This window comes from Micromonospora sp. HUAS YX12, from assembly GCF_040215685.1.
GTDB lineage: Bacteria > Actinomycetota > Actinomycetes > Mycobacteriales > Micromonosporaceae > Micromonospora > Micromonospora tulbaghiae.
Window position 1 is genome coordinate 3,132,314 of the sequence record NZ_CP157974.1, and the last position, 20,052, is coordinate 3,152,365.

Below are 20,052 nucleotides of genomic sequence, written 5' to 3' on the forward strand. Positions count from 1 at the left end.
GCTACCGGGGTATGTCCGAACTGAACCTTCGTTAAGTGTCAATGGCGCGCGTGGGAGGCTCTGGTGGCAGCGCACGATCCGGTCGAGCAGAAGTACGTCTACGACTTCGCCGAGGGCAACAAGGATCTCAAGGATCTGCTCGGCGGCAAGGGGGCCAACCTGGCCGAGATGACGAATCTCGGCCTGCCGGTTCCGCCCGGCTTCACGATCACCACGGAGGCCTGCAAGGCGTACCTGACGACCGGGCGCGAGCCGGACGGCCTGGCCGCGCAGATCGAGGCGCACCTGGAGTCCCTGGAGCGCGAGATGGGCCGGCGCCTCGGCGACCCGGACGACCCGCTGCTGGTCTCGGTACGCTCCGGCGCCAAGTTCTCCATGCCCGGCATGATGGAGACCGTCCTCAACGTGGGTCTCAACGACCACAGCGTCGAAGGACTCGCACGACAGGCCGGCGGCAGCGCCGACCGGGCCGCCTCCGGCGGCGCAGACAGGTTCGCCTGGGACTCCTACCGCCGGCTGATCCAGATGTTCGGCAAGACCGTCTGCGAGGTGCCGGGCGAGGAGTTCGAGCACGCGCTGGACGAGATCAAGCGCGCCAAGGGTACGCACAACGACCTCGACCTGGACGCCGACGACCTGCGCGGGCTGGTCGACGCGTACAAGAAGATCTTCGCCAAGCACACCGGCCGCGAGTTCCCGCAGGAGCCGCGCGAGCAGCTCGACCTGGCCATCCGCGCGGTCTTCGAGTCGTGGAACGCGGAGCGGGCGGTGCTCTACCGCCGGCAGGAGCGCATCCCGGCCGACCTGGGCACCGCTGTCAACGTGGTGGCGATGGTCTTCGGCAACCTCGGTCCCGACTCCGGTACCGGCGTCGCGTTCACCCGCGACCCGGGCAGCGGGGCGCAGGGCATCTACGGCGACTACCTCGCCAACGCCCAGGGCGAGGACGTGGTGGCCGGCATCCGCAACACGGTGCCGTTGCAGGAGCTGGAGCAGCTCGACAAGACCTCCTACGACCAGCTGCTCGGCATCATGGCCCGGCTGGAGGAGCACTACAAGGACCTCTGCGACATCGAGTTCACCATCGAGCGCGGCAAGCTCTGGATGCTCCAGACCCGGGTCGGCAAGCGCACCGCCGCCGCCGCGTTCGTCATCGCCGGGCAGCTCGTCGACGAGGGCCTGATCGACCTGGACGAGGCGCTGCACCGGGTCAACGGCGCGCAGCTCGCCCAGCTGATGTTCCCGCGCTTCCAGCTCGACCACGAGTTCGAGCCGGTCGCCAAGGGCATCGGCGCCTCGCCGGGCGCCGCGTCCGGCAAGGTGGTCTTCACCTCGGCCCGCGCGGTCGAGCTGGCCGCCGAGGGCGAATCGGTGATCCTGGTCCGGCGGGAGACCAACCCGGACGATCTCAACGGCATGATCGCCGCCAAGGGCATCCTGACCTCCCGGGGCGGCAAGACCAGCCACGCCGCCGTGGTTGCCCGCGGCATGGGCAAGACCTGTGTCTCCGGCGCCGACAAGCTGGACGTCAACGTGCCGGCGAAGAGGTTCACCGTGGGCGACCACGTGGTGAACGAGGGCGACGTGGTCTCGATCGACGGCACCACCGGCAAGGTCTACCTCGGTGAGGTGCCGGTCATGCCGTCCGAGGTGGTGCAGTACTTCGAGGGCGAACTCGACCCGGAGACCACCGACGACGCGCTGGTCCGCGCCGTACACCGGATCATGACGCACGCCGACGCGGCGCGGCGGCTGCGGGTGCGCACGAACGCCGACACCGGCGCGGACGCGGCCCGGGCGCGGCGCTTCGGCGCCGAGGGCATCGGCCTGTGCCGCACCGAGCACATGTTCCTCGGCGACCGGCGCGAGCTGGTCGAGCGGCTCATCCTGGCCGAAGGTGGGCGGGAGCGGGAGGACGCGCTCGCCGCCCTGCTGCCGCTGCAGCGGGCCGACTTCATCGAGATCTTCCGGGAGATGGACGGCCTCCCGGTCACGGTGCGGCTGATCGACCCGCCGCTGCACGAGTTCCTGCCCCCGCTGGAGCAGCTCGCGGTCAACGTCGCGGTGGCCCAGGAGCGCGGCGAGGACGTCGCGAAGGAGGAGGCGCTGCTCGCCGCCGTGCGGCGGATGCACGAGGAGAACCCGATGCTGGGCCTGCGCGGCGTCCGGCTCGGCCTGGTCATCCCCGGCCTGTTCGCCATGCAGGTCCGCGCGATCGCGGAGGCCGCCGTCGCGGTCGTCCGCGACGGCGGCCGGGCCTGCCCGGAGATCATGGTGCCGCTGGTCGGGGCCGTGCAGGAGCTGGAGACGGTACGCGCCGAGGCCGAGCGGATCATCGCCGAGGTGGTCGGGGACAGCGGCGTCGAGGTGCTGATCGGCACGATGATCGAGGTGCCCCGGGCGGCGCTGACCGCCGGGCAGATCGCCGAGGCGGCCGAGTTCTTCTCCTTCGGCACCAACGACCTGACCCAGATGGGCTGGGGCTTCTCCCGCGACGACGTGGAGGGCGCGTTCTTCTGGCGCTACCTGGAGCTGGGCATCTTCGGCATCTCCCCGTTCGAGTCGATCGACACCGACGGCGTCGGCCGGCTGGTGCGCATCGCCGCCGAGGAGGGCCGGGCGGCCCGTCCGGGCCTGAAGCTCGGCGTCTGCGGCGAGCACGGCGGCGACCCGGACTCGGTGCACTTCTTCCACGAGGTCGGCCTGGACTACGTCTCCTGCTCGCCGTTCCGGGTGCCGGTGGCCCGGCTGGAGGCAGGGCGCGCGGCCATCACCACCGCCGGTTCGGACTCCCGCTGAGGAGGGCGCGGGGCCGCCGGTGCTCGCCGGCGGCCCCGCGTACGCCCGGCGCGCCTTTCCGGCCTCCTCGGCGTAACCTGAGCTTCCGCCACGTGTCGATCAGGAGGGGTGGCCGCATGACCGCCGTCTGGGAGAACCTGACCATCGACGCCCGGGATCCGTCCCGGCTCGCCAGTTGGTGGGCGGAGGCCCTCGGCTATCAGGTGATCACCGACAAGCCGGACGAGGTGGAGATCCGCCGGACCCCCGACACGACGCCCGGTCTCGTCTTCGTCCCGGTCTCCGGGCCGAAGGAGGGGAAGAACCGGCTGCACATCGACCTGCGCCCGGCCGACCTGGAGGCCGAGGTCGAGCGCCTGGTCGACATGGGTGCCCGGCACGTCGACATCGGCCAGGGGGACGTGGAGTGGACGGTGCTCGCCGACCCGGAGGGCAACGAGTTCTGCGTGTTGCGGGAGCGCGAGGAGTGAGCCGGTCTTGCGAGCCCCGCAGTCGCGACCCCTTGTGCTTCCGGCAGAAATGAGCGACGCGGCCCGGCTGGTCGACGAGGCGCCCAAGGACACCGGGTACGGCCGGTCGCCGTTCGAGCGGGACCGCGCCCGGGTGCTGCACTCGGCGGCGTTCCGGCGGCTCGCCGCGAAGACCCAGGTGCACACGGCCGGGACGAACGACTTCCTGCGTACCCGGCTGACCCACTCGCTGGAGGTCGCGCAGATCGCCCGCGAGATGGGCGCCCGGCTGGGCTGCGACCCGGACGTGGTGGACACCGCCGGGCTGGCGCACGACCTGGGTCACCCGCCGTTCGGGCACAACGGCGAGTACGCCCTGGACGAGCTGGCCGCCGACTGCGGCGGCTTCGAGGGCAACGCGCAGACGCTGCGGGTGCTCACCCGGCTGGAGGCGAAGGTGTTCGCCCCGGACGGCCGCTCGGCCGGGCTGAACCTGACCCGGGCCGCGCTGGACGCGGTGAGCAAGTACCCGTGGCCGCGCCGCCCCGGCGAACGCAAGTTCGGCGTGTACGCCGACGACCGCCCGGTCTTCGACTGGCTGCGCGAGGGCGCCCCGCCCGGTGCCCGGCGCTGCCTGGAGGCCCAGGTGATGGACTGGGCCGACGACGTGGCGTACTCGGTGCACGACGTCGAGGACGGCATCCACGGCGGGTACGTCGACCTGCGCCCGCTGCTGTCCGACGCGGACGAGCGGCGGGCGCTCTGCGCCGACGTGGCCGCCGCGTACTCGGGTGAGGCGCCGGAGGACCTGGGCGAGGTGCTCGCCGACCTGCTGGCCGATCCGGTGCTCGCCCCGCTGGCCGCGTACGACGGCAGCCGCCGCGCCCTCGCCGCGCTGAAGGCCACCACCAGCGTGCTCACCGGCCGGTTCGTCGCCGGCGTGGTGGCCGCGACCGAGCAGCGCCACGGTCCCGGCCCGCACCGCCGCTACGCCGCCGGCCTGGAGGTGCCGCGCCGGATCCGGGCGCAGTGCGCGCTGCTCAAGGGCATCGCGCTGCGGTACGTGATGCGCCGTCCCGGCGCCGAGGACCGCTACGCGCGGCAGCGCGACGTCCTGGCCGGGCTGGTCGCGGTGCTGCTGGACCGGGCGCCGGACGCGCTCGACCCGGTGTTCGCGCCGCTGTGGCGGGACGCGGCGGACGACGCCGCGCGGCTGCGCGTGGTGATCGACCAGGTCGCCTCGCTCACCGATCCGGCCGCGCTGGCCTGGCACGCCCGGCTGGTGTCGCCGAACTGACCGGATCACCCCGGCGGAGCTTAGGTTAGCCTAAGCAGCATGACGGATCGCCCGAAGAAGCTCACCGCCGCCACGGTCGTCCGGACCACGCGGCCCACCCCACACCTGATCCGCCTCGTCCTGGGCGGCGCCGAGCTGGCCGGGCTGCCGGTGGGCGCGTACACCGACCACTACGTGAAGTTCGTCTTCCCGCCGGCCGGGGTGACCTACCCGTACCCGGTCGACCTGGCCACGATCAAGCGGGAGTTCCCGGCGGAGCAGTGGCCGCGCCTGCGCGCGTACACGGTGCGGGCCTGGGACGCCGCGGCCGGTGAGATGACGGTGGACGTGGTGCACCACGGCGACGAGGGCCTGGCCGGGCCGTGGGCGGCGGCGCTGCGTCCCGGCGACCGGGTGTTGTTCGCCGGGCCGGGCGGCGCGTACGCGCCGGACCCGGCGGCGGACTGGCACCTGCTGGCGGGCGACGAGAGCGCGCTGCCGGCCATCGCCGCCGCCCTGGAGCGGCTGCCGGCGGGCGTGCCCGCCAAGGTGTACGTCGAGGTCGGCGGCCCGGCCGACGAGCTGCCCCTGACCAGCGCGGGTGAGGTCGAGGTGCGCTGGCTGCACCGCGACGGGCGCCCGTACGGCGAGCCGCTGGTCGAGGCGGTCCGGGCGCTGGAGTTCCCGCCCGGCCGGGTGCACGCCTTCGTGCACGGCGAGGCCGGCGCGATGAAGGAGCTGCGGCGGCTGCTGCGCGTCGAGCGCGGCGTGCCCCGGGGCGATCTGTCCATCTCCGGCTACTGGCGGCGTGGCATGGACGACGAGGGCTGGCGGTCCACCAAGCCGGCCTGGAACGCCGCCGTGGAGGCCGAGGAGGCCGCCGCCGTCGTGTCCTGACGCGGATCCTGCGGCGTTCCGGCCCTACGGTGCGGCCGGGCCGCCGACGATGGGGGCATGACGGGACAATCGGGGCAGCGGTCCGCTACCCAGCAGGTCGACCGGGTGGTGCTCGGCGCCGGGGTCGCCGGTGTGCTCGCGGTGGTGCTGTGGGGCGTGTTCGCCCGGGGTTCACTGGCCCGTTTCGGCGAGTCCGGCCTGGCCTGGACCGTGAACACGTTCGGCTGGTTCTTCGTGGTCGCGGCCGACGCCTTCCTGGTGCTGGCGGTGGTCGTGGCCGCCTCCCGGTTCGGCCGGATCCGGCTGGGCGCCGACGACGACGAGCCGGAGTTCGACACGCTGGCCTGGGTCGCCATGATGTTCAGCGCCGGCATGGGCATCGGCCTGGTGTTCTTCGCCGTCGCCGAACCGATCCAGCACTACGCGACGCCGCCTCCCGCCTCCGGCGTCGAGCCGCGGACCGGCGCCGCCGCCTCGGCGGCCATGCAGTACACGCTCTTCCACTGGACACTGCACCCGTGGGGCATCTACGCGATCGCGGCGCTGGCGCTGGCGTACTCGACGTTCCGCAAGGGGCGGGGCAACCGGATCTCGTCCGCGTTCGCGCCGCTGCTCGGCGACCGGACCGACGGCCCGCTCGGCCGCGCGATCGACCTGCTCGCCGTCTTCGCCACCGTGTTCGGCTCCGCGACCAGTCTCGGGCTGGGCGCGCTCCAGGTGGCGGCCGGCCTCGACCTGGTGGCCGGGGTACCGGACGGCCGGACCGTCGAGTTGACGATCATCGGCGCGCTGACGCTCGCCTTCGTCGTGTCCGCCTTCTCCGGACTGCACCGGGGCGTCAAGTGGCTGTCCACCACGAACGTGCTGATCGCCGTCGTGCTGATGCTGTTCGTGTTCGTGGTCGGTCCGACCGTCTACACGCTGGAGGTGCTGCCGGCCTCGGTCGGTGACTATCTGAGCGGCCTGGTGCGCATGTCGACGCGTACCGGGGCGTTCTCCGATCCGGCCTGGCTGGGCTCGTGGACGATCTTCTACTGGGCGTGGTGGATCTCCTGGGCGCCGTTCGTGGGCACGTTCATCGCCCGCATCTCGCGCGGCCGTACGGTCCGCCAGTTCCTGATCGGGGTGCTGCTGATACCCAGCGGCGCGAGCACCGTGTGGTTCGCGGTGATGGGCGGGACCGCCCTGCGTACGCAGACCACCGGCACCAGAGATCTGGTGGCGGACGTGGACGCCGGTTCGGAGCAGGCGCTGTTCGGGCTGCTCGAGGCGCTGCCGCTGGCCACGCTGACGAGCGTGCTCGCCATGGTGCTGATCGCGCTCTACTTCGTCACCAGCGCGGACTCGGCGTCGCTGGTGCTCGGCTCGCTCAGCTCGCGCGGCGCGCTGCGGCCGCACCGCGCGGTGGTGGTGCTCTGGGGCGTGCTGATCGGCGCGGTCGCGGCGGCGTTGCTGCTGGCCGGCGGCCTGGCCGCGTTGCAACAGGCGACCATCCTGGTCGCGTTGCCGTTCGTCGTGGTGATGCTGGGCCTGGCCGTCGCGGTGCTCCGGGACATGGCCGCCGACCCGATGCTGCGCGCCGGGCCCCGGCCCCGCCGCTCCGGCCTGGCCGCCGCGGTCCGTGCGGCCCGGTCGTACGAGGAGGAGGAGACGGCCCCCGTCACGCGCTGGTTCCATCGCCCTCGCCGTTGAGTGGGGGTACCTCGTTTCGTAGCAGAAGTGCTACATTCCGGGGCATGACTGCGGTCGAACTCCCGGGGGCCGTCGCGTCCCCCCGACCTCCCGACGAGGATCTCGTCCTCGACGTGCGGGACCTGCGTATGCGCTACGGCGCCGTCGACGTGCTGCACGGCGTCGACCTGACCGCCCGGCGGGGCGAGGTGGTGGCGCTGCTCGGGCCCAACGGCGCGGGCAAGACCACCACCATCGAGATCCTCGAAGGCTTCCGGGTGCCCTCGGCCGGCACGGTCCGGGTGCTCGGCGCCGACCCGGCGCGCGGCGACGAGCGGTGGCGCGCGCGGCTGGGCGTGGTGCTCCAGTCCTGGCGCGACCACGGCAAGTGGCGGGTGCGGGAGCTGCTGGCCCACCTCGGCGACTTCTACGCGCCGTACGCCACCGACCGGATCCCGCGCCCGTGGCCGGTCGACGAGCTGCTGGAGACGGTGGGCCTGACCGCGCACGCCGGCAGCCGGGTGGCCCGGCTCTCCGGTGGTCAGCGCCGCCGGCTCGACGTCGCGGTCGGCATCGTCGGCCGGCCGGAACTGCTGTTCCTGGACGAGCCCACAGTCGGCTTCGACCCGGCCGCCCGCCGCGAGTTCCACGAGCTGGTGCACCGCCTGGCCGACCTGGACGAGACCACCATCGTGCTGAGCACGCACGACCTGGCCGAGGCGGAGAAGCTGGCCGACCGCATCCTCATCCTGGCCGGCGGCCGGATCATCGCCGAGGGCTCGCCCGACCAGCTCGCCCGGCGCGTCGCGGGGGACGCCGAGGTGCGCTGGACCCGCGACGGCGAGCGGTACGTGCACGCCACCGCCGACGCCACCGCGTTCCTGCGCGACCTGCTCCGCGAGCACGGGGACCGGGTACGTGAGCTGGAGGTGCGCCGGGCCAGCCTGGAGGACGCGTACCTGGCGCTGGTGCACGAGGAGGAGACCGGCATCCGTACCGGCCGGGCCGAGCGGGTGTGGCAGCAGGAGGCGAACCGATGAACCCGACCACCAACGCGCTGCGGGCCGGGCTGCGGCGCGGCGTGATCGAGCTGCGCGCGACGTTCACCAACGGCCAGGATCTCTGGACCTACTTCTTCCCCACTGTGGTGCTGCTGATCGCCGTGTTCTGGATGCGCGGCTCGACGGTGCCGGGCACCGACTTCTCCCTCGGCGCCCGTACGCTGCCCAGCGCGCTCGGCATGGGCCTGCTCTTCGGCGGCCTGCTCGGGCTGGCCAACCAGCTCGTCATCGACCGGGAGGACGGCACGCTGCTGCGCGCCAAGGCGATCCCGGACGGCATGCTCGGCTACCTGGTCGGCAAGATCGTGCTGGTGTCGGCGGTCGCGCTGATCGGTGTGGTCATCCAGCTCACGCCCGGGCTGTTCTTCCTCGACGGGCTGCGGCTCGGCGACCCCGGCGCCTGGCTCACGCTGGCCTGGGTGGTGCCGCTCGGGCTGGTGGCGACGCTGCCGCTGGGCGCGGTGATCGGCTCGCTGGTGGAGAACCCGCGCAACATGGGCCTGGTGGTGATGCCGATCTTCGGTCTCATCGCGCTGTCCGGCATCTTCTACCCGATCAACGGCCTGCCCGGCTGGCTCCAGGGCGTCGCCCAGGTCTTCCCGCTCTACTGGCTAGGCTTGGGCATGCGCTCGGCGCTGCTCCCGGGCGACCTGGCGGCGGTCGAACTCGGCGGCTCCTGGCGGCACCTGGAGACGGTCGGCGTGCTCGGCGCCTGGGCGGTGCTCGGGCTCGTGCTGGCCCCGGTGGTGCTGCGCCGGATGGCCCGCCGGGAGTCCGGCTCGCGGGTCGCGGCCCGGCGGGAGCGGGCCATGCAGCGGGTCGGATGAGAGGGCGTCGATGAGCGAGACCGTGCACAACCGCATCGCGGTGCTGCGCGCCGAACGGGGCATCTCCCGGCGGCACCTGGCCGACGCGCTCGGTGTGCACTACCAGACCGTCGGTTACCTGGAGCGCGGCGAGTTCCGGCCCAGCCTGCACCTGGCGCTGCGCATCGCCGCGTACTTCGAGGTGCCGGTCGAGGTGGTCTTCTCCATCGAGCCGTTCCCGCGGATCGGCGACCCCGCGGCGGCCCGCTCGGCCTGAGCCGGCGGGGACGGGCGTGGCCGGCCACACGCCCGTCCCCCCGGCCGCCGGAACGTCGGTCCGGCAGGGCAGGATGTACGCCGAGGGGGTGGCGGTCATGGCGGGGCGGATCCGGGACGAGGACATCGCGCTGGTCCGCGAGCGCACCGCCATCGCGGACGTCATCTCCGAGGTGGTGACGCTCAAGTCGGCCGGCGGCGGCAACCTCAAGGGGCTCTGCCCGTTCCACGACGAGAAGAGCCCCTCGTTCAACGTCTCGCCCGCCCGCAACGTGTTCTACTGCTTCGGCTGCGGGGTCGGCGGCGACGCGATCAAGTTCCTGATGGACGCCGAGCACCTCAGCTTCGTCGAGTCCGTCGAGCGGCTCGCCGCCCGCGCCGGCATCCAGTTGCGCTACGTCGAGGACGACAGGTCCGCGCCGCGTACCCGGCCGCAGCAGGGGCAGCGGCAGCGCCTGGTGGCCGCGCACGCCGCCGCCGTCGATTTCTACCGGGCGCAGCTCACCACCGCCGGCGCCCGCCCGGCCCGCGAGTTCCTCGCCGGGCGCGGCTTCGACCGGGCCGCCGCCGAGCGGTACGGCTGCGGCTTCGCCCCCGACGGGTGGGACCTGCTCACCAAGCACCTGCGCCAGCAGGGCTTCACCCACGACGAGCTGGTGACCGCCGGCCTGTCCCGCCCGGCCCGCTCCGGCTCGCTGATCGACCGGTTCCGCCGCCGCCTGATGTGGCCGATCCGGGACATCACCGGCGACGTGATCGGATTCGGCGCCCGCAAGCTGTTCGACGACGACGACGGCCCGAAGTACCTCAACACCCCCGAGACGCCGATCTACAAGAAGTCGCACGTGCTCTACGGCATCGACCAGGCCAAGCGGGAGATCGCCAAGCAGGGCAAGGTGGTGGTGGTCGAGGGCTACACCGATGTGATGGCCTGCCACCTCGCCGACGTGCCGACAGCGGTGGCGACCTGCGGCACCGCGTTCGGCGGCGACCACATCTCGGTGCTGCGCCGGGTGCTGTTCGACAGCGACGAGCGGGCCGGCGAGATCATCTTCACCTTCGACGGCGACGCGGCGGGGCAGAAGGCCGCGTTGCGCGCCTTCGAGGACGACCAGCGCTTCGTCGGGCGTACCTTCATCGCGGTCAGCCCCGACAACATGGACCCGTGCGAGCTGCGCCTGGCAAAGGGCGACCTGGCCGTACGCGACCTGGTGGCCCGCCGCGAGCCGCTGGTGGACTTCGCCCTCCGGCACGTGATCAACCGGTTCGACCTGGACACCGTCGACGGCCGGGTCGAGGCCATGCGCCGCGCCGCGCCTCTGGTGGCGAAGATCAAGGACCGGGAGAAGCGCCCGGAGTACGTGCGCAAGCTCGCCGGTGACCTCGGCATGGAGATCGAGCCGGTGCAGCGTGCGGTGCTGGCCGCCGCACACGCGCCGCAGACCGGGGGCGGGTCCGCCGCACCCGCCCGCCCCGGCCCGACGGCGCCGACTGTGGACAGCCCGCGGTCCATGGTGGAGCGGGAGGCGCTGAAGCTGGCGTTGCAGGAGCCGGTACTCGCCGGCCCGATGTTCGACGCGGTCGAGGCGGCCGACTACCAGCACCCGGTGCACGTGGCGGTGCGTACCGCAGTGGCCGCGGCCGGCGGCGCGTCCGGCGCCACCGGCGGCGCGGTCTGGATCGAGCGGGTCCGCGACGCCTGCGACGACCTGGCCGGGCAGGCGCTGATCGGTGAGCTGGCGGTCGAGCCGCTGCGCATCGACGGCGAGCCCGACCCGAGGTACGTCTCGATCACCATGGCCCGGCTCCAGTGGAGTTCGGTCACCGGCCGCATCCGTGACCTGAAGTCGAAGATCCAGCGGATCAACCCGGTGAGCAACAAGGACGAGTACTTCGCCCTGTTCGGGGAACTGCTCTCGCTGGAACAGCACGCACGGGCTCTGCGCGAGCAGGCCGCCGGAGGTTTGTGATGGGTCTGTTCAACCGCCGGCCGAAACTGCCGTCGGCCGACCGGCCGCCGCTGGCCGCCGACGAGCGGGTGCTCGCCTGGGCCGCCGCCGGCACCGGCGAGGGCGGCAACGACGGCGTGCTGGTCGCCAGCAACCGCGGTCTCTGGTTGCCCGGCCGGGTGGACCGCCTCGGCTGGCACGACATCCTCAAGGCGGTCTGGTCCGGCCGCGAGCTGACAGTCACCCCGGCCGACCCGGTCGACGAACGCGACGGCTACCTGGTGGTCGCGGACGGCCTCCCCGGGACGTACCTGCTCGTCGACCCGGGTGACCTGCCGCACCAGGTCCGGGCCCGGGTCACCGGCTCGGTGGCGTACACCTCGCACCACGAGGTGCCCGGCGGCTCCGGGCGGATCGCGGCCCGGCGGGTGTCCGGGGTCGACGGCCTGACCTGGACGGTCCGCTACGACCCGGGGACGCCCGCCGACGACGAGGCGGTGGCCGCCGAGACCGCCCGGCTGGTCGCGGCGGCGCGAGCCGCCACCGCCCCCGCCGACGCCTGACGTCTACACCTTGAGGACGTCGACCTCGTAGAGCGCGATGGAGGCGTCGCGGGTGGCCAGTGTCAGGTCCTCCGTGATCGCCTGCGCCACCAGCATGCGGTCGAAGGGATCACGGTGATGCGGGGGTAGGCGGCCTGCGGTGATGGCGTGGTCATGGGTCACCGGGAGTTCACGGAAGCCCATGTCCCGCACCTGTTCCGCGAGGTCGGGAGGACCGGACAGCTTTCCTGCCTGCTGCTTGATGGTGATCTCCCAGAGGCTGACCGGGGAGAGGAAGATGTCGGGGTCGTGTCGTAGCCGGTCGAGGAACTCGACGCCGAGGGTGGCGTCGCCGGTGATGGCCCAGAGCACGACGTGGGTGTCCAGCAGCAGCGTCATGCGCCGATCCCGAAGTCGGCGGCGATCTCGGCGTTGGTCTGTGGCGAGTCCCAGTCGCCCGAGAGGTCCACCTGCCCCGCGAGGGAGCCCACCGCAGTGCGGTCGGCCCGGCGCACCAGCGGCACGACCTTCGCCACGGGGGTACCCGCTCGGTCGATGATGATCTCTTCGCCGCGTTCCACCCGCTCGATGATGCGCGACAGGTGGGTCTTGGCATCATGCATGTTGTAGTGCACAGCCTCAGCCGACATGGCGCGACCTCCTCGGTTAGCTAAGTCCTTAGTTTAGGCATATGGGCGCCCGGCGGCGGCCGGATAATCCGGTCGAGTGGCTGCGGACCGGCTGTTAGCGTCGCGGGATGTTCGCCACCGAGCGCGTCCGCCTGCGCCCGCCCACCCCTGACGACGCGCCGGACCTGTTCCGCCTGAAGAGCGATCCGGAGCTGCATCTGATCACCGACGACGGGCCGTTCCTGCCGTACCACGTCGGCCAGGTCCGGGCCCGGCTGGAGAAGCGCGCCGGCGAGCAGCCGGACGCCGGCGCCGCGGTGTCGCTGCTGGCCGAGACCGTCGCCGACGGCACGTTCCTCGGCACCGGCGTGCTGTGGGGGATCGACACGTTCAGCAGGCTCGCCCATCTCGGCATCACGCTGCTGCCCGAGGCTCGCGGCCAGGGCTACGGGACCGAGGTGATCCGGCTGCTCTGCCGGTACGGCTTCCGCAACCGCAACCTGCGCCGCCTGGAGATCGAGGCGCTCGCCGCCAACACGGCCATGCGGCGTACCGCCGAGAGATGCGGTTTCGTCCACGAGGGCACCCAGCGGGAGCGCGGGTACGACGGCGACGGCTTCGGAGACATGGTGATCTACGGCCTGCTGCGGCGCGACTGGACGCCGTAGCAGGCGCCGCGCCTTCCCGGCGCGGCGGTGCCGGGGCGGCGCGGTCCTGCGCTCAGCCGGTGCGGTAGAACCGCTGTGCGCCCGGGTGCAACGGGATCGGCCGGGTCGCCGCGGCGCTGGACCGGTTGAAGTTCGCCGCCTCCGGGTGCACCTGGATCAGCTCGCCCTGCCAGGTGAACAGCACCCGGGTCAGGTCGTACGCGAGCTGCTCCGGCATGTCCGCCGCCACCAGGATCACGTTCGCCACGGTGATGGTCGGTGTCGGCTGGGGCGTGCCGTAGACCTCCTTCGGCAGCGTCGCCGTGGTGTAGACCGCGCCGAAGCGGGCGCTCAACGGCTCGATCAGCTCGTCGATCGGCAGCAGCCGGAACGTGCCGGGCGCGGAGGAGAGCAGATCCTTGACGCCGGGTGTGGGCAGGCCACCGGAGAAGAACATGGCGTCCAGGCCCTTGGCGCGCATCCGCTTGACCGTCTCCGGCAGCGACAGGTTGAACCGCTGGATGTCCCGGTTCGGGTCGATGCCACCGGCGGTGAGCAGGCGCCCGGCGATGATGTCGGTGCCGGACTTCGGCGAACCGGTGGAGATGCGCTTGCCGCGCAGGTCGGCGAAGCTGCCGATCTTGCCGTCGGCGCGGACGATCACGTGCGTGTAGTTGCTGTAGACCCGGGCCAGCGCGCGTACCGGCTGCGGCTGCTTGTCGAACGCCCCGCGCCCGTCGACCGCGTCCGCCGCCGTGTCGGCCAGGCTGAACGCGATCTCCATGTCGCCGCTCGCCACCCGGGTGATGTTCTCCACCGACGCGCCGGTCGGCTCCGCCCGCGCCTCGTACCCGGGCAGGTGGCGGGTGATCAGGTCGGCGTACCCGCCGCCGAGCTGGTAGTAGACGCCGGTGGTGTTGCCGGTGGCCAGGAAGATCCGCCCGCCGTGCCACGCCTGGGGGGCGGAGTCCTCGGCCGCGCAGCCGGCCACCAGCACCGCCGTCATCAGCGCGGCCAGCAGCCGCAGCGGGCGGCCGGTCACCGCCGGACCGCCGGTTCCAGCGCCTCCGCCACCCGCTGCACCAGCGTCGCCGTCTCGTAGCCGATCTGGCCCAGGTCGCAGCCCGGCGCGGCCAGCACGCCGAGCAGCGCCCGCTCACCCACCGCCATCACCAGCATGACCCCGCCGTCCATGTCCACGATCTGCTGGCGTACCCGGCCGGCGGACATCAGGCGGGCCGCGCCCACGGTCAGGCTCGCCAGCCCGCTGATCACCGCCGCGAGCTGGTCGACCTGGTCGGGGGAGAGGTCCGGCGAGGAGGCCAGCCGCAACCCGTCCTCGGAGACCGCGAGCGCGTGCGAGACGTCCGGCACCTGCTCGGCGAAGTTCGCCAGCAGCCAGTCCAGACCGGCGGAGGACGGTGAGGTCATGGTCTTCTCCCGTTGGGTGTGGTGGTGTTCGGGGCACGGCGGGTCGCGCTGGCCACCCCCTCGGCGAGGGCGGACAGCCGGGCACGTACCACGTCGGGGTCGAGCAGGTCGGTGGCCGGCGGCGGCGCGGTGGCGTCCGGCATCGGCTGGGGCAGGTGGCCGCCCACCTGCCGCCGGGGCAGCCCGGCGGCGGTGGTGGGGACGGGCGCCGGCGGCACGCTCACCGGCCGGATCCGCGCCGCGCTCGGCACCGGCAACGCGCCTCCGGGCGTGCGGACGGCGGCGACGCCGCGCACCGGGCCGACGGTCGTGGCGCTGGTGACGAGGCTGCGGCCGCCGGCCGCCGGCCGTGCGGCGGGCCCGGACTTGAACCAGGCCGCGGCGCGCGGTCGCCGCTCCGCGACCGGCCGGGGCGCCACCGAGTCGACCCGGGTCAGCACCGATTCCGGTACGTCGACCTGCGCGACCGTGCCGGTGCCGGGGTTGTGCAACTGCACCCGGATCCCGTGCCGGGCGGCCAGGTGGGCCACCACGTGCAGGCCCATGCTGCCCGCCGCGGCGCTGGACAGCGTGGCCGGCGCGGCCAGCCGCTCGTTGATCTCGGTCAGCCGGCTCTCGCTGACGCCGATGCCCTGGTCGTGGACGCGCAGCACCAGCCCGTCGACTGTGCGCCGGCCGTCGACGAGCACCCGGGCGTCGGGTGGCGAGTAGACGGTGGCGTTCTCCAGCAGCTCGGCCAGCAGGTGCACCAGGTTGCCGGCCGCCGTGCCGTGCACCGCCGCGGTCGGTACGTCGATCTCCACCCGCGGGTAGTCCTCGATCTCGGAGGCCGCCGCCCGGACCACGTCGTCCAGCAGCAACGCGCCCTCGTGCCCGCGGCCGGGTTCGCCACCGGCGAGCACCAGCAGGTTCTCTCCGTTGCGGCGCAACCGCGCGGCGAGGTGATCCAGCGCGAACAGCCGGGCCAGCGCGTCCGGGTCGGTCTCCTCGCGCTCGAAGTCGTCGAGCAGCCGCAGCTGCCGGGTGATGAGCGTACGGATGCGCCGGGCCAGGGCCTCCGCCATCCGGGTCACGTCCAGCCGCAACTCGGCCTGCTGCCCGGCCAGCCGCAACGCGGCCCGGTTCACCGTGTCGAACGCCTCGGCGACCTGCGCCACCTCGTCCCGGCCCCGGCGGATCCCGTCGGTCATCCGGGTCGCCGGGCCCTCCGCCGGGGTCCGCTCGCCCGCCGCGATCGCGGTGATCCGTTCCGGCAGCTCCCGGTTCGCCATGGTGAGCGCGGCCACCCGCAGCCGGCGCAGCCGGCGGCTGGTGCGTACCGCCAGCAGCACGGCGGTGACGAGCGAGCCGAGCGCGACGGTGCTCGTCGCGCCGGCGGTCAGCACCGCACGCAGCCGGGCCGCCCCGGCCAGGTCCGCCGCGTCCCGGTCCAGCCCGTCGGTCAGATCCCGGCCGAGCAGGTTGTACCGGCGGATCGCGCCGCTCTGCGCCACGTACCAGGCGTCACCGTCGGTCTTCACCGTGCCTGGCGCGCCGTCGGAGTCGAGCACGGCGTCACTCATCCGGCGGGCCGTGGTCACGTCGGTGCCGTCGACCAGCCGGTACCAGGCTTTGTTCGCCGGGCCGGAGGCGATCCGCAGGAACTCGGCCTGCCGCTGCTCCCGGGCACCCCGCAGCCGGCCCAGCCGGGCCAGTTCGCCACTTTGCAGTCCACCCCGGACGAACACCGCCCGCAGCAGGTCGCGCTCCAGCGCCGACAGGTGCTCCTGGGCGGCCACCGCTGCCACCTCGCGTGCCTGGTTGGCCAGGTCGGCGTCGCGGAGCTGACTGGGCAGCGCGTCCGCGACCGCGAGCAGCGACTCCACGAGCGACACGTACGCCGGGTCGCCGCGCTCACCGGCCAGCGCCAGGTCCCGGGTGGGCGCGAGCTGCGCCAGGCGCCCCCGCGCGTCGTCCAGCACCCCGGCCAGATCCGGGGCGGCCCGGCGCGCGTCATCCTGCGCCGAGCGGTAGCGCTCCACCGCCGTGTCGACCCGGCGGCGCTGCGCGTCCACGAGCGGGCGGCCGGACGTACCGCCGCGCTGGCGCAACGCGGCCGTCTCGCCCAGCTCGCGTTCCAGCTCGTGCACCAGCCGTACGGTCGCGGTTGCGGTGCCGGCCAGCACGCGGGCCCGGTCGGCGTCGGCGGACGCGTCGAGCGCGGCGTCGGTCTGCGCCGCCCCCAGCACGACCAGCCCGGCGGTGGCCACCAGGATCGGCGCCAGCAGTTGGATGCGGACCGAGCGGAGGCGTCCGGTGCGGTCCGCGGAGCGGTGATGCCGGCGTACGCGAGCCGGGTGGGGCAGCGGCACGGGGGTCTCCGGGTCGGGTCGGCGGGCCGGGCCCGGACGCGCGTCCGGGCCCGGCCCGTTCGGGTCAGCTCGCGCCGAGGTCGCTCAGTGCCCGCTCCGCGCCTCGGTGCAGCGGCACCGGGTCGGTCTTGCGGGCGTTGCCCAGCTCGATGCCCTTCGCCGCCGGGTTCGCCTGGGCAAGGGCGTCCTTGGAGTCGAAGACCGTCCGGGTGATCGCGCAGGCCACGTCGGCGTCCAGGTTGTCGCGCACCAGCAGCACGTTCGGCACCACGATGGTGGGCACGTCGGCCGGGGTCCGGTAGGTGTCCTTGCCGATGGTGCCCGCCTGGTACGCCGGGTTCAGTTCGGCCATCTTCGGCAGCAGCGGGCTGATGTCGACGAACTTCACCTTGTCGCCGGACGTGGTGAACAGGTCGGTGACGCCGCCGGTCGGCACGCCGCCGGACCAGAAGAAGCCGTCGATGCTGCCGTCCTTCATGCCGTCGACGGTCTTGGTGAGATCCAGCCGCTGCGCCTGGATGTCCTTGGCCGGGTCCAGCCCGGCGGCGGTGAGCAGCCGGTTGGCGATGACCTCGGTACCGGACTTGGGCGAGCCGGTGGAGACCTTCTTGCCCTTCATGTCGGCCACCGACGTGATCCCCGCGTCGGCGCGGACCACCACCTGCGTGTAGTTGTCGTAGATCCGGGCCAGCGCCTTCACCGGCTGCGGCGCGGTGAAGCTCCCCTTGCCCTGCACAGCGTTGACAGCGGTGTCGAACAGCGAGAACGCCACGTCGTACTGGCCGGCGACGAGCTGCTCGACGTTCTGCACCGAGGCGCCGGTCTCGGCGGCCGTCCCGGTGAGCTTGCCGTCGGTGGTCTTGCTCAGCTCGCCGGCGAGCGCGTTGCCGACCACGTAGTAGACGCCCGTGGCGTTGCCGGTGGCGATGCCGACCCGGGTGTCCTTGGTGACCTTGCAGCTGACCTCGCGGGCGGCGTCGTCCTCCGCCGCGCCGTCCTGACGGCCCCCGCAGCCGGTGGCACCGGCGGCGACCAGGACAAGTGCCCCGACGCCCGCCACTATCCTCGCATCGATCCGTCCCACTCTCTCTCCTCCCCAAGGTCCACGGATTCTTCGACCGCCGGGCGGCCGGCGTGCCCGGCGGCGCCACGTCGGACGTACACGCCCGCGACCGCGAGCGCGGCGAGCGCCGCGCCGATCGCCATGGGCAGCGGTTCCAGCCAGAGCAGCACCAGTCCGGCGATCGCGCCGACGATCCGCTCCGGTACGCCGGCCGGGCCCACACCGGGCAGCCAGCCGCCGGCCGCGACCGCCAGCACGGCCACGCCCAGCGCCGACACGAGGCCGGCCGTGACGATCCGCCCGGGCCCGCCGATGCCGAGCAGCCCGAGGCCGGTCGGCGTGATCACGAAGGCCAGCGGGATCAGGTACGCCGGCAGCGCGTACCGCAGGGTCTGCCACATGGTCGGCACCAGCCGGCCGCCGGTGACCGCGGCGGCGGCGACCGCTGCGAGCGCGGTCGGCGGCGAGACCTCGGACAGCACCGCGAAGTAGAAGACGAACATGGCCGCGGCGGGCGCTTCGACGCCCAGGTTGAGCAGCGCCGGGCCGATGATCACCCAGCCGATGACGAACGAGGCGGTGACCGGCACGGCGAGGCCGAGCAGGCTGAGCGCGACGGCGGCGAGCACCGCGGTCAGCGCCAGCACCACGGCCGGCTCCGAGCTGACCGCCTGCGCGCCGTCGATCAGCAGCGCGGCGGCCTGCGGCCCGAGGCCGGTCTTCGTGGTGGTGGCGGTGATGATCCCGGCCGCGGCGCAGACGGCGCTCACCGCGAGCACCCCGCGTACGCCGTCGCGCAGCGCCGTCACCAGCCGGGCCGGCGTGAGGCGGTGCCGCCGGTCCAGGAAGGACAGCACGGCCGCGAGCGCGGTGGCGATGACCACCGCGCGCATCGCCGACGCGCCCAGTGCCAGCACCACGATGATCACGAAGAGCGAGAGGAAGTGGTAGCCGAAGCGGGCCAGCAGCCGCCACGCCGAGCCGGTGTCGATGACCACCGGCCGCACGCCGGAGCGCCGGGCGTCGATCTCGACGGAGAGCAGGATGCCCAGGTAGTACAGGATCGTCGGCACCGTGGCCCAGCCGAGCACCTGGAGGTAGGACACGCCCAGGTACTCGGCGATGATGAACGCGGCGGCGCCGAGCGTCGGCGGCGACAGGATCGCCCCCACGCCCGCGGCGGCGAGCATGCCGCCCGCCCGCTCGGCCGGGTAGCCGGCGCGGCGCAGGATCGGCCAGGTCACCGCGCCGATGCTGACGGTGGTGGCGGCGCCGGAGCCGGAGACGGTGCCGAGCAGGAAACCCGAGGCGACAGCGGTGCGCCCGGCGGCCGTCCGGGAGCGGCGGAACGCGGCGGCGGACAGCTCCACGAAGAACCGGCCCGCGCCGGACAGGTCGAGCACCGCGCCGTAGATCGTGAACAGCACGATGTACGAGGCGGCCACATCCAGCGGGGTGCCGTAGAAGCCGCTGTCGGAGTTGTAGAACGCGTCGACGAGCTGCCCGAAGTCGAGCCCCGCGTGCGCCACCGGCCAGGACTGCGGCAGCAGCCCGCCGTAGTAGCCGTACCCGAGGAACAGCACGCAGACCGCCGGCAGGATCCATCCGGTGGTACGCCGGCACGCCTCCAGCAGCAGGAGCAGCAGCCCGGTGCCGAACGCCACGTCCAGCGGATCCAGCAGGCCCTGCCGGTCGAGGAAGGCGTCGTACCCGCCGCCACCGGCGCCGATGGTGACCGGCAGCACCGGGTAGAGGCAGACCACGAGCGCCGCGAGGGCCAGCAGCCAGTCCACGGGCGTGGGTCCGCGCCGGTCGTCCGTGCCGGTCGCCGTGCGCCGCAGCCGCACCCCCGAGGGGTACGCGAGGAACACCATCGGCAGTACGCCGGCCAGGAAGAAGATCAGGTAATACTTGCTGCCCTGGGCGAGCGGGAAGAACACCTGCCAGAGCGTCAGCAGACCGACTGCGACGGTGATGCCGGTGAAGAGGACACCGACCGGCCCGGCGAGCACCCGTCCCGGCTTCTCCTCCTCGAATCGGGCGGCCAGTTCGCGGGCGTCCTGGTGGGCCTGTTCCGGGGTCTGTTCCTTCTGGCTTTCGCTCTCGCCCGGCCCGTCGTCGGCCCACTCGGGGCCGCCCACGCTGCCCTCGTCCGGCGGCAGCGACACCACGTCGGGGTCCACGTCGGACCCCGGTCGCCCGCCG

Annotated in this window: 18 protein-coding genes; 11 read left to right on the forward strand and 7 right to left on the reverse strand. The window is 73.3% G+C overall.

The annotated features are described in order from the left end of the window. The first annotated feature begins 63 nt into the window (after nucleotides 1–63). From ppdK to ABIH81_RS15320, 10 genes are all read left to right on the forward strand, one after another. A complete protein-coding gene (ppdK, locus tag ABIH81_RS15275; protein ID WP_349880880.1) occupies nucleotides 64–2,799 on the forward strand; it encodes a pyruvate, phosphate dikinase in 2,736 nt (911 codons plus the stop codon). Between the two features lie 116 nt (nucleotides 2,800–2,915). After that, complete coding sequence (locus ABIH81_RS15280; RefSeq protein ID WP_349880881.1) at nucleotides 2,916–3,269, forward strand: VOC family protein; 354 nt, start codon at nucleotides 2,916–2,918, stop codon at nucleotides 3,267–3,269. 49 nt (nucleotides 3,270–3,318) lie between these two features. Further along, the gene (locus tag ABIH81_RS15285; RefSeq protein ID WP_349880882.1) at nucleotides 3,319–4,545 is read left to right on the forward strand and encodes a deoxyguanosinetriphosphate triphosphohydrolase; all 1,227 of its coding nucleotides are present in this window, start codon (nucleotides 3,319–3,321) and stop codon (nucleotides 4,543–4,545) included. A gap of 39 nt (nucleotides 4,546–4,584) precedes the next feature. Continuing rightward, nucleotides 4,585–5,421, forward strand: coding sequence for a siderophore-interacting protein (locus tag ABIH81_RS15290; protein WP_349880883.1), 837 nt, complete (start codon nucleotides 4,585–4,587; stop codon nucleotides 5,419–5,421). Nucleotides 5,422–5,478: 57 nt separating this feature from the next. Further along, nucleotides 5,479–7,113 (forward strand): BCCT family transporter, encoded by a 1,635-nt coding sequence (locus ABIH81_RS15295; protein WP_349880884.1) that lies wholly within the window; start codon nucleotides 5,479–5,481, stop codon nucleotides 7,111–7,113. Nucleotides 7,114–7,157: 44 nt separating this feature from the next. Continuing rightward, a complete protein-coding gene (locus ABIH81_RS15300; RefSeq protein WP_349880885.1) occupies nucleotides 7,158–8,132 on the forward strand; it encodes an ABC transporter ATP-binding protein in 975 nt (324 codons plus the stop codon). Then, complete coding sequence (locus ABIH81_RS15305; protein ID WP_120568541.1) at nucleotides 8,129–8,980, forward strand: ABC transporter permease; 852 nt, start codon at nucleotides 8,129–8,131, stop codon at nucleotides 8,978–8,980. Before ABIH81_RS15300 ends, ABIH81_RS15305 begins: the two co-directional genes overlap by 4 nt. 10 nt (nucleotides 8,981–8,990) lie before the next feature. Further along, the gene (locus tag ABIH81_RS15310; protein ID WP_135241551.1) at nucleotides 8,991–9,236 is read left to right on the forward strand and encodes a helix-turn-helix transcriptional regulator; all 246 of its coding nucleotides are present in this window, start codon (nucleotides 8,991–8,993) and stop codon (nucleotides 9,234–9,236) included. Between the two features lie 73 nt (nucleotides 9,237–9,309). Further along, the gene (dnaG, locus tag ABIH81_RS15315; protein WP_349881116.1) at nucleotides 9,310–11,205 is read left to right on the forward strand and encodes a DNA primase; all 1,896 of its coding nucleotides are present in this window, start codon (nucleotides 9,310–9,312) and stop codon (nucleotides 11,203–11,205) included. Then, nucleotides 11,205–11,747 (forward strand): hypothetical protein, encoded by a 543-nt coding sequence (locus ABIH81_RS15320; RefSeq protein ID WP_349880886.1) that lies wholly within the window; start codon nucleotides 11,205–11,207, stop codon nucleotides 11,745–11,747. Before dnaG ends, ABIH81_RS15320 begins: the two co-directional genes overlap by 1 nt. Before the next feature lie 3 nt (nucleotides 11,748–11,750). Here ABIH81_RS15320 and ABIH81_RS15325 read toward each other — a convergent pair whose 3' ends face one another. Together ABIH81_RS15325 and ABIH81_RS15330 are read right to left on the reverse strand one after the other, a co-directional pair. Further along, nucleotides 11,751–12,125 carry a type II toxin-antitoxin system VapC family toxin gene (locus ABIH81_RS15325; RefSeq protein WP_349880887.1) on the reverse strand — a complete coding sequence of 125 codons (375 nt, stop codon included), beginning with the start codon at nucleotides 12,123–12,125 and terminating at the stop codon, nucleotides 11,751–11,753. Continuing rightward, entirely contained in the window at nucleotides 12,122–12,376 is a 255-nt protein-coding gene (locus ABIH81_RS15330) for a type II toxin-antitoxin system prevent-host-death family antitoxin (RefSeq protein WP_349880888.1), read from the reverse strand. Before ABIH81_RS15330 ends, ABIH81_RS15325 begins: the two co-directional genes overlap by 4 nt. A 107-nt stretch (nucleotides 12,377–12,483) precedes the next feature. On the opposite strand from ABIH81_RS15330, the gene ABIH81_RS15335 reads away from it, so the two are divergent. Beyond that, entirely contained in the window at nucleotides 12,484–13,023 is a 540-nt protein-coding gene (locus ABIH81_RS15335) for a GNAT family protein (protein WP_047893503.1), read from the forward strand. Nucleotides 13,024–13,075: 52 nt separating this feature from the next. Here ABIH81_RS15335 and ABIH81_RS15340 read toward each other — a convergent pair whose 3' ends face one another. The 5 genes from ABIH81_RS15340 to ABIH81_RS15360 all read right to left on the reverse strand — a co-directional run bounded on the left by ABIH81_RS15340 (nucleotide 13,076) and on the right by ABIH81_RS15360 (nucleotide 20,030). Then, nucleotides 13,076–14,044, reverse strand: a complete 969-nt coding sequence (locus ABIH81_RS15340) for a TAXI family TRAP transporter solute-binding subunit (RefSeq protein ID WP_349880889.1) — start codon at nucleotides 14,042–14,044, stop codon at nucleotides 13,076–13,078. Then, entirely contained in the window at nucleotides 14,041–14,433 is a 393-nt protein-coding gene (locus ABIH81_RS15345; protein WP_349880890.1) for a roadblock/LC7 domain-containing protein, read from the reverse strand. Before ABIH81_RS15345 ends, ABIH81_RS15340 begins: the two co-directional genes overlap by 4 nt. Beyond that, complete coding sequence (locus tag ABIH81_RS15350; protein ID WP_349880891.1) at nucleotides 14,430–16,784, reverse strand: nitrate- and nitrite sensing domain-containing protein; 2,355 nt, start codon at nucleotides 16,782–16,784, stop codon at nucleotides 14,430–14,432. Before ABIH81_RS15350 ends, ABIH81_RS15345 begins: the two co-directional genes overlap by 4 nt. A gap of 64 nt (nucleotides 16,785–16,848) precedes the next feature. Then, nucleotides 16,849–17,868, reverse strand: coding sequence for a TAXI family TRAP transporter solute-binding subunit (locus ABIH81_RS15355; RefSeq protein ID WP_349880892.1), 1,020 nt, complete (start codon nucleotides 17,866–17,868; stop codon nucleotides 16,849–16,851). Next, on the reverse strand, nucleotides 17,844–20,030 hold the full coding sequence (locus ABIH81_RS15360) for a TRAP transporter fused permease subunit (RefSeq protein ID WP_349880893.1): 2,187 nt from the start codon (nucleotides 20,028–20,030) through the stop codon (nucleotides 17,844–17,846). Before ABIH81_RS15360 ends, ABIH81_RS15355 begins: the two co-directional genes overlap by 25 nt. Between the last annotated feature and the right edge of the window lie 22 nt (nucleotides 20,031–20,052).

What these genes read in the sequence shown, in the direction of transcription:
- ABIH81_RS15280 (WP_349880881.1), top strand. Translation starts at nt 2,916, where the DNA reads ATGACCGCCGTCTGGGAGAACCTGACCATCGACGCCCGGGATCCGTCC.
- ABIH81_RS15285 (WP_349880882.1), top strand. Translation starts at nt 3,319, where the DNA reads ATGAGCGACGCGGCCCGGCTGGTCGACGAGGCGCCCAAGGACACCGGG.
- ABIH81_RS15290 (WP_349880883.1), top strand. Translation starts at nt 4,585, where the DNA reads ATGACGGATCGCCCGAAGAAGCTCACCGCCGCCACGGTCGTCCGGACC.
- ABIH81_RS15295 (WP_349880884.1), top strand. Translation starts at nt 5,479, where the DNA reads ATGACGGGACAATCGGGGCAGCGGTCCGCTACCCAGCAGGTCGACCGG.
- ABIH81_RS15300 (WP_349880885.1), top strand. Translation starts at nt 7,158, where the DNA reads ATGACTGCGGTCGAACTCCCGGGGGCCGTCGCGTCCCCCCGACCTCCC.
- ABIH81_RS15305 (WP_120568541.1), top strand. Translation starts at nt 8,129, where the DNA reads ATGAACCCGACCACCAACGCGCTGCGGGCCGGGCTGCGGCGCGGCGTG.
- ABIH81_RS15310 (WP_135241551.1), top strand. Translation starts at nt 8,991, where the DNA reads ATGAGCGAGACCGTGCACAACCGCATCGCGGTGCTGCGCGCCGAACGG.
- dnaG (WP_349881116.1), top strand. Translation starts at nt 9,310, where the DNA reads ATGTACGCCGAGGGGGTGGCGGTCATGGCGGGGCGGATCCGGGACGAG.
- ABIH81_RS15320 (WP_349880886.1), top strand. Translation starts at nt 11,205, where the DNA reads ATGGGTCTGTTCAACCGCCGGCCGAAACTGCCGTCGGCCGACCGGCCG.
- ABIH81_RS15325 (WP_349880887.1), bottom strand. Translation starts at nt 12,125, where the DNA reads ATGACGCTGCTGCTGGACACCCACGTCGTGCTCTGGGCCATCACCGGC.
- ABIH81_RS15330 (WP_349880888.1), bottom strand. Translation starts at nt 12,376, where the DNA reads ATGTCGGCTGAGGCTGTGCACTACAACATGCATGATGCCAAGACCCAC.
- ABIH81_RS15335 (WP_047893503.1), top strand. Translation starts at nt 12,484, where the DNA reads ATGTTCGCCACCGAGCGCGTCCGCCTGCGCCCGCCCACCCCTGACGAC.
- ABIH81_RS15345 (WP_349880890.1), bottom strand. Translation starts at nt 14,433, where the DNA reads ATGACCTCACCGTCCTCCGCCGGTCTGGACTGGCTGCTGGCGAACTTC.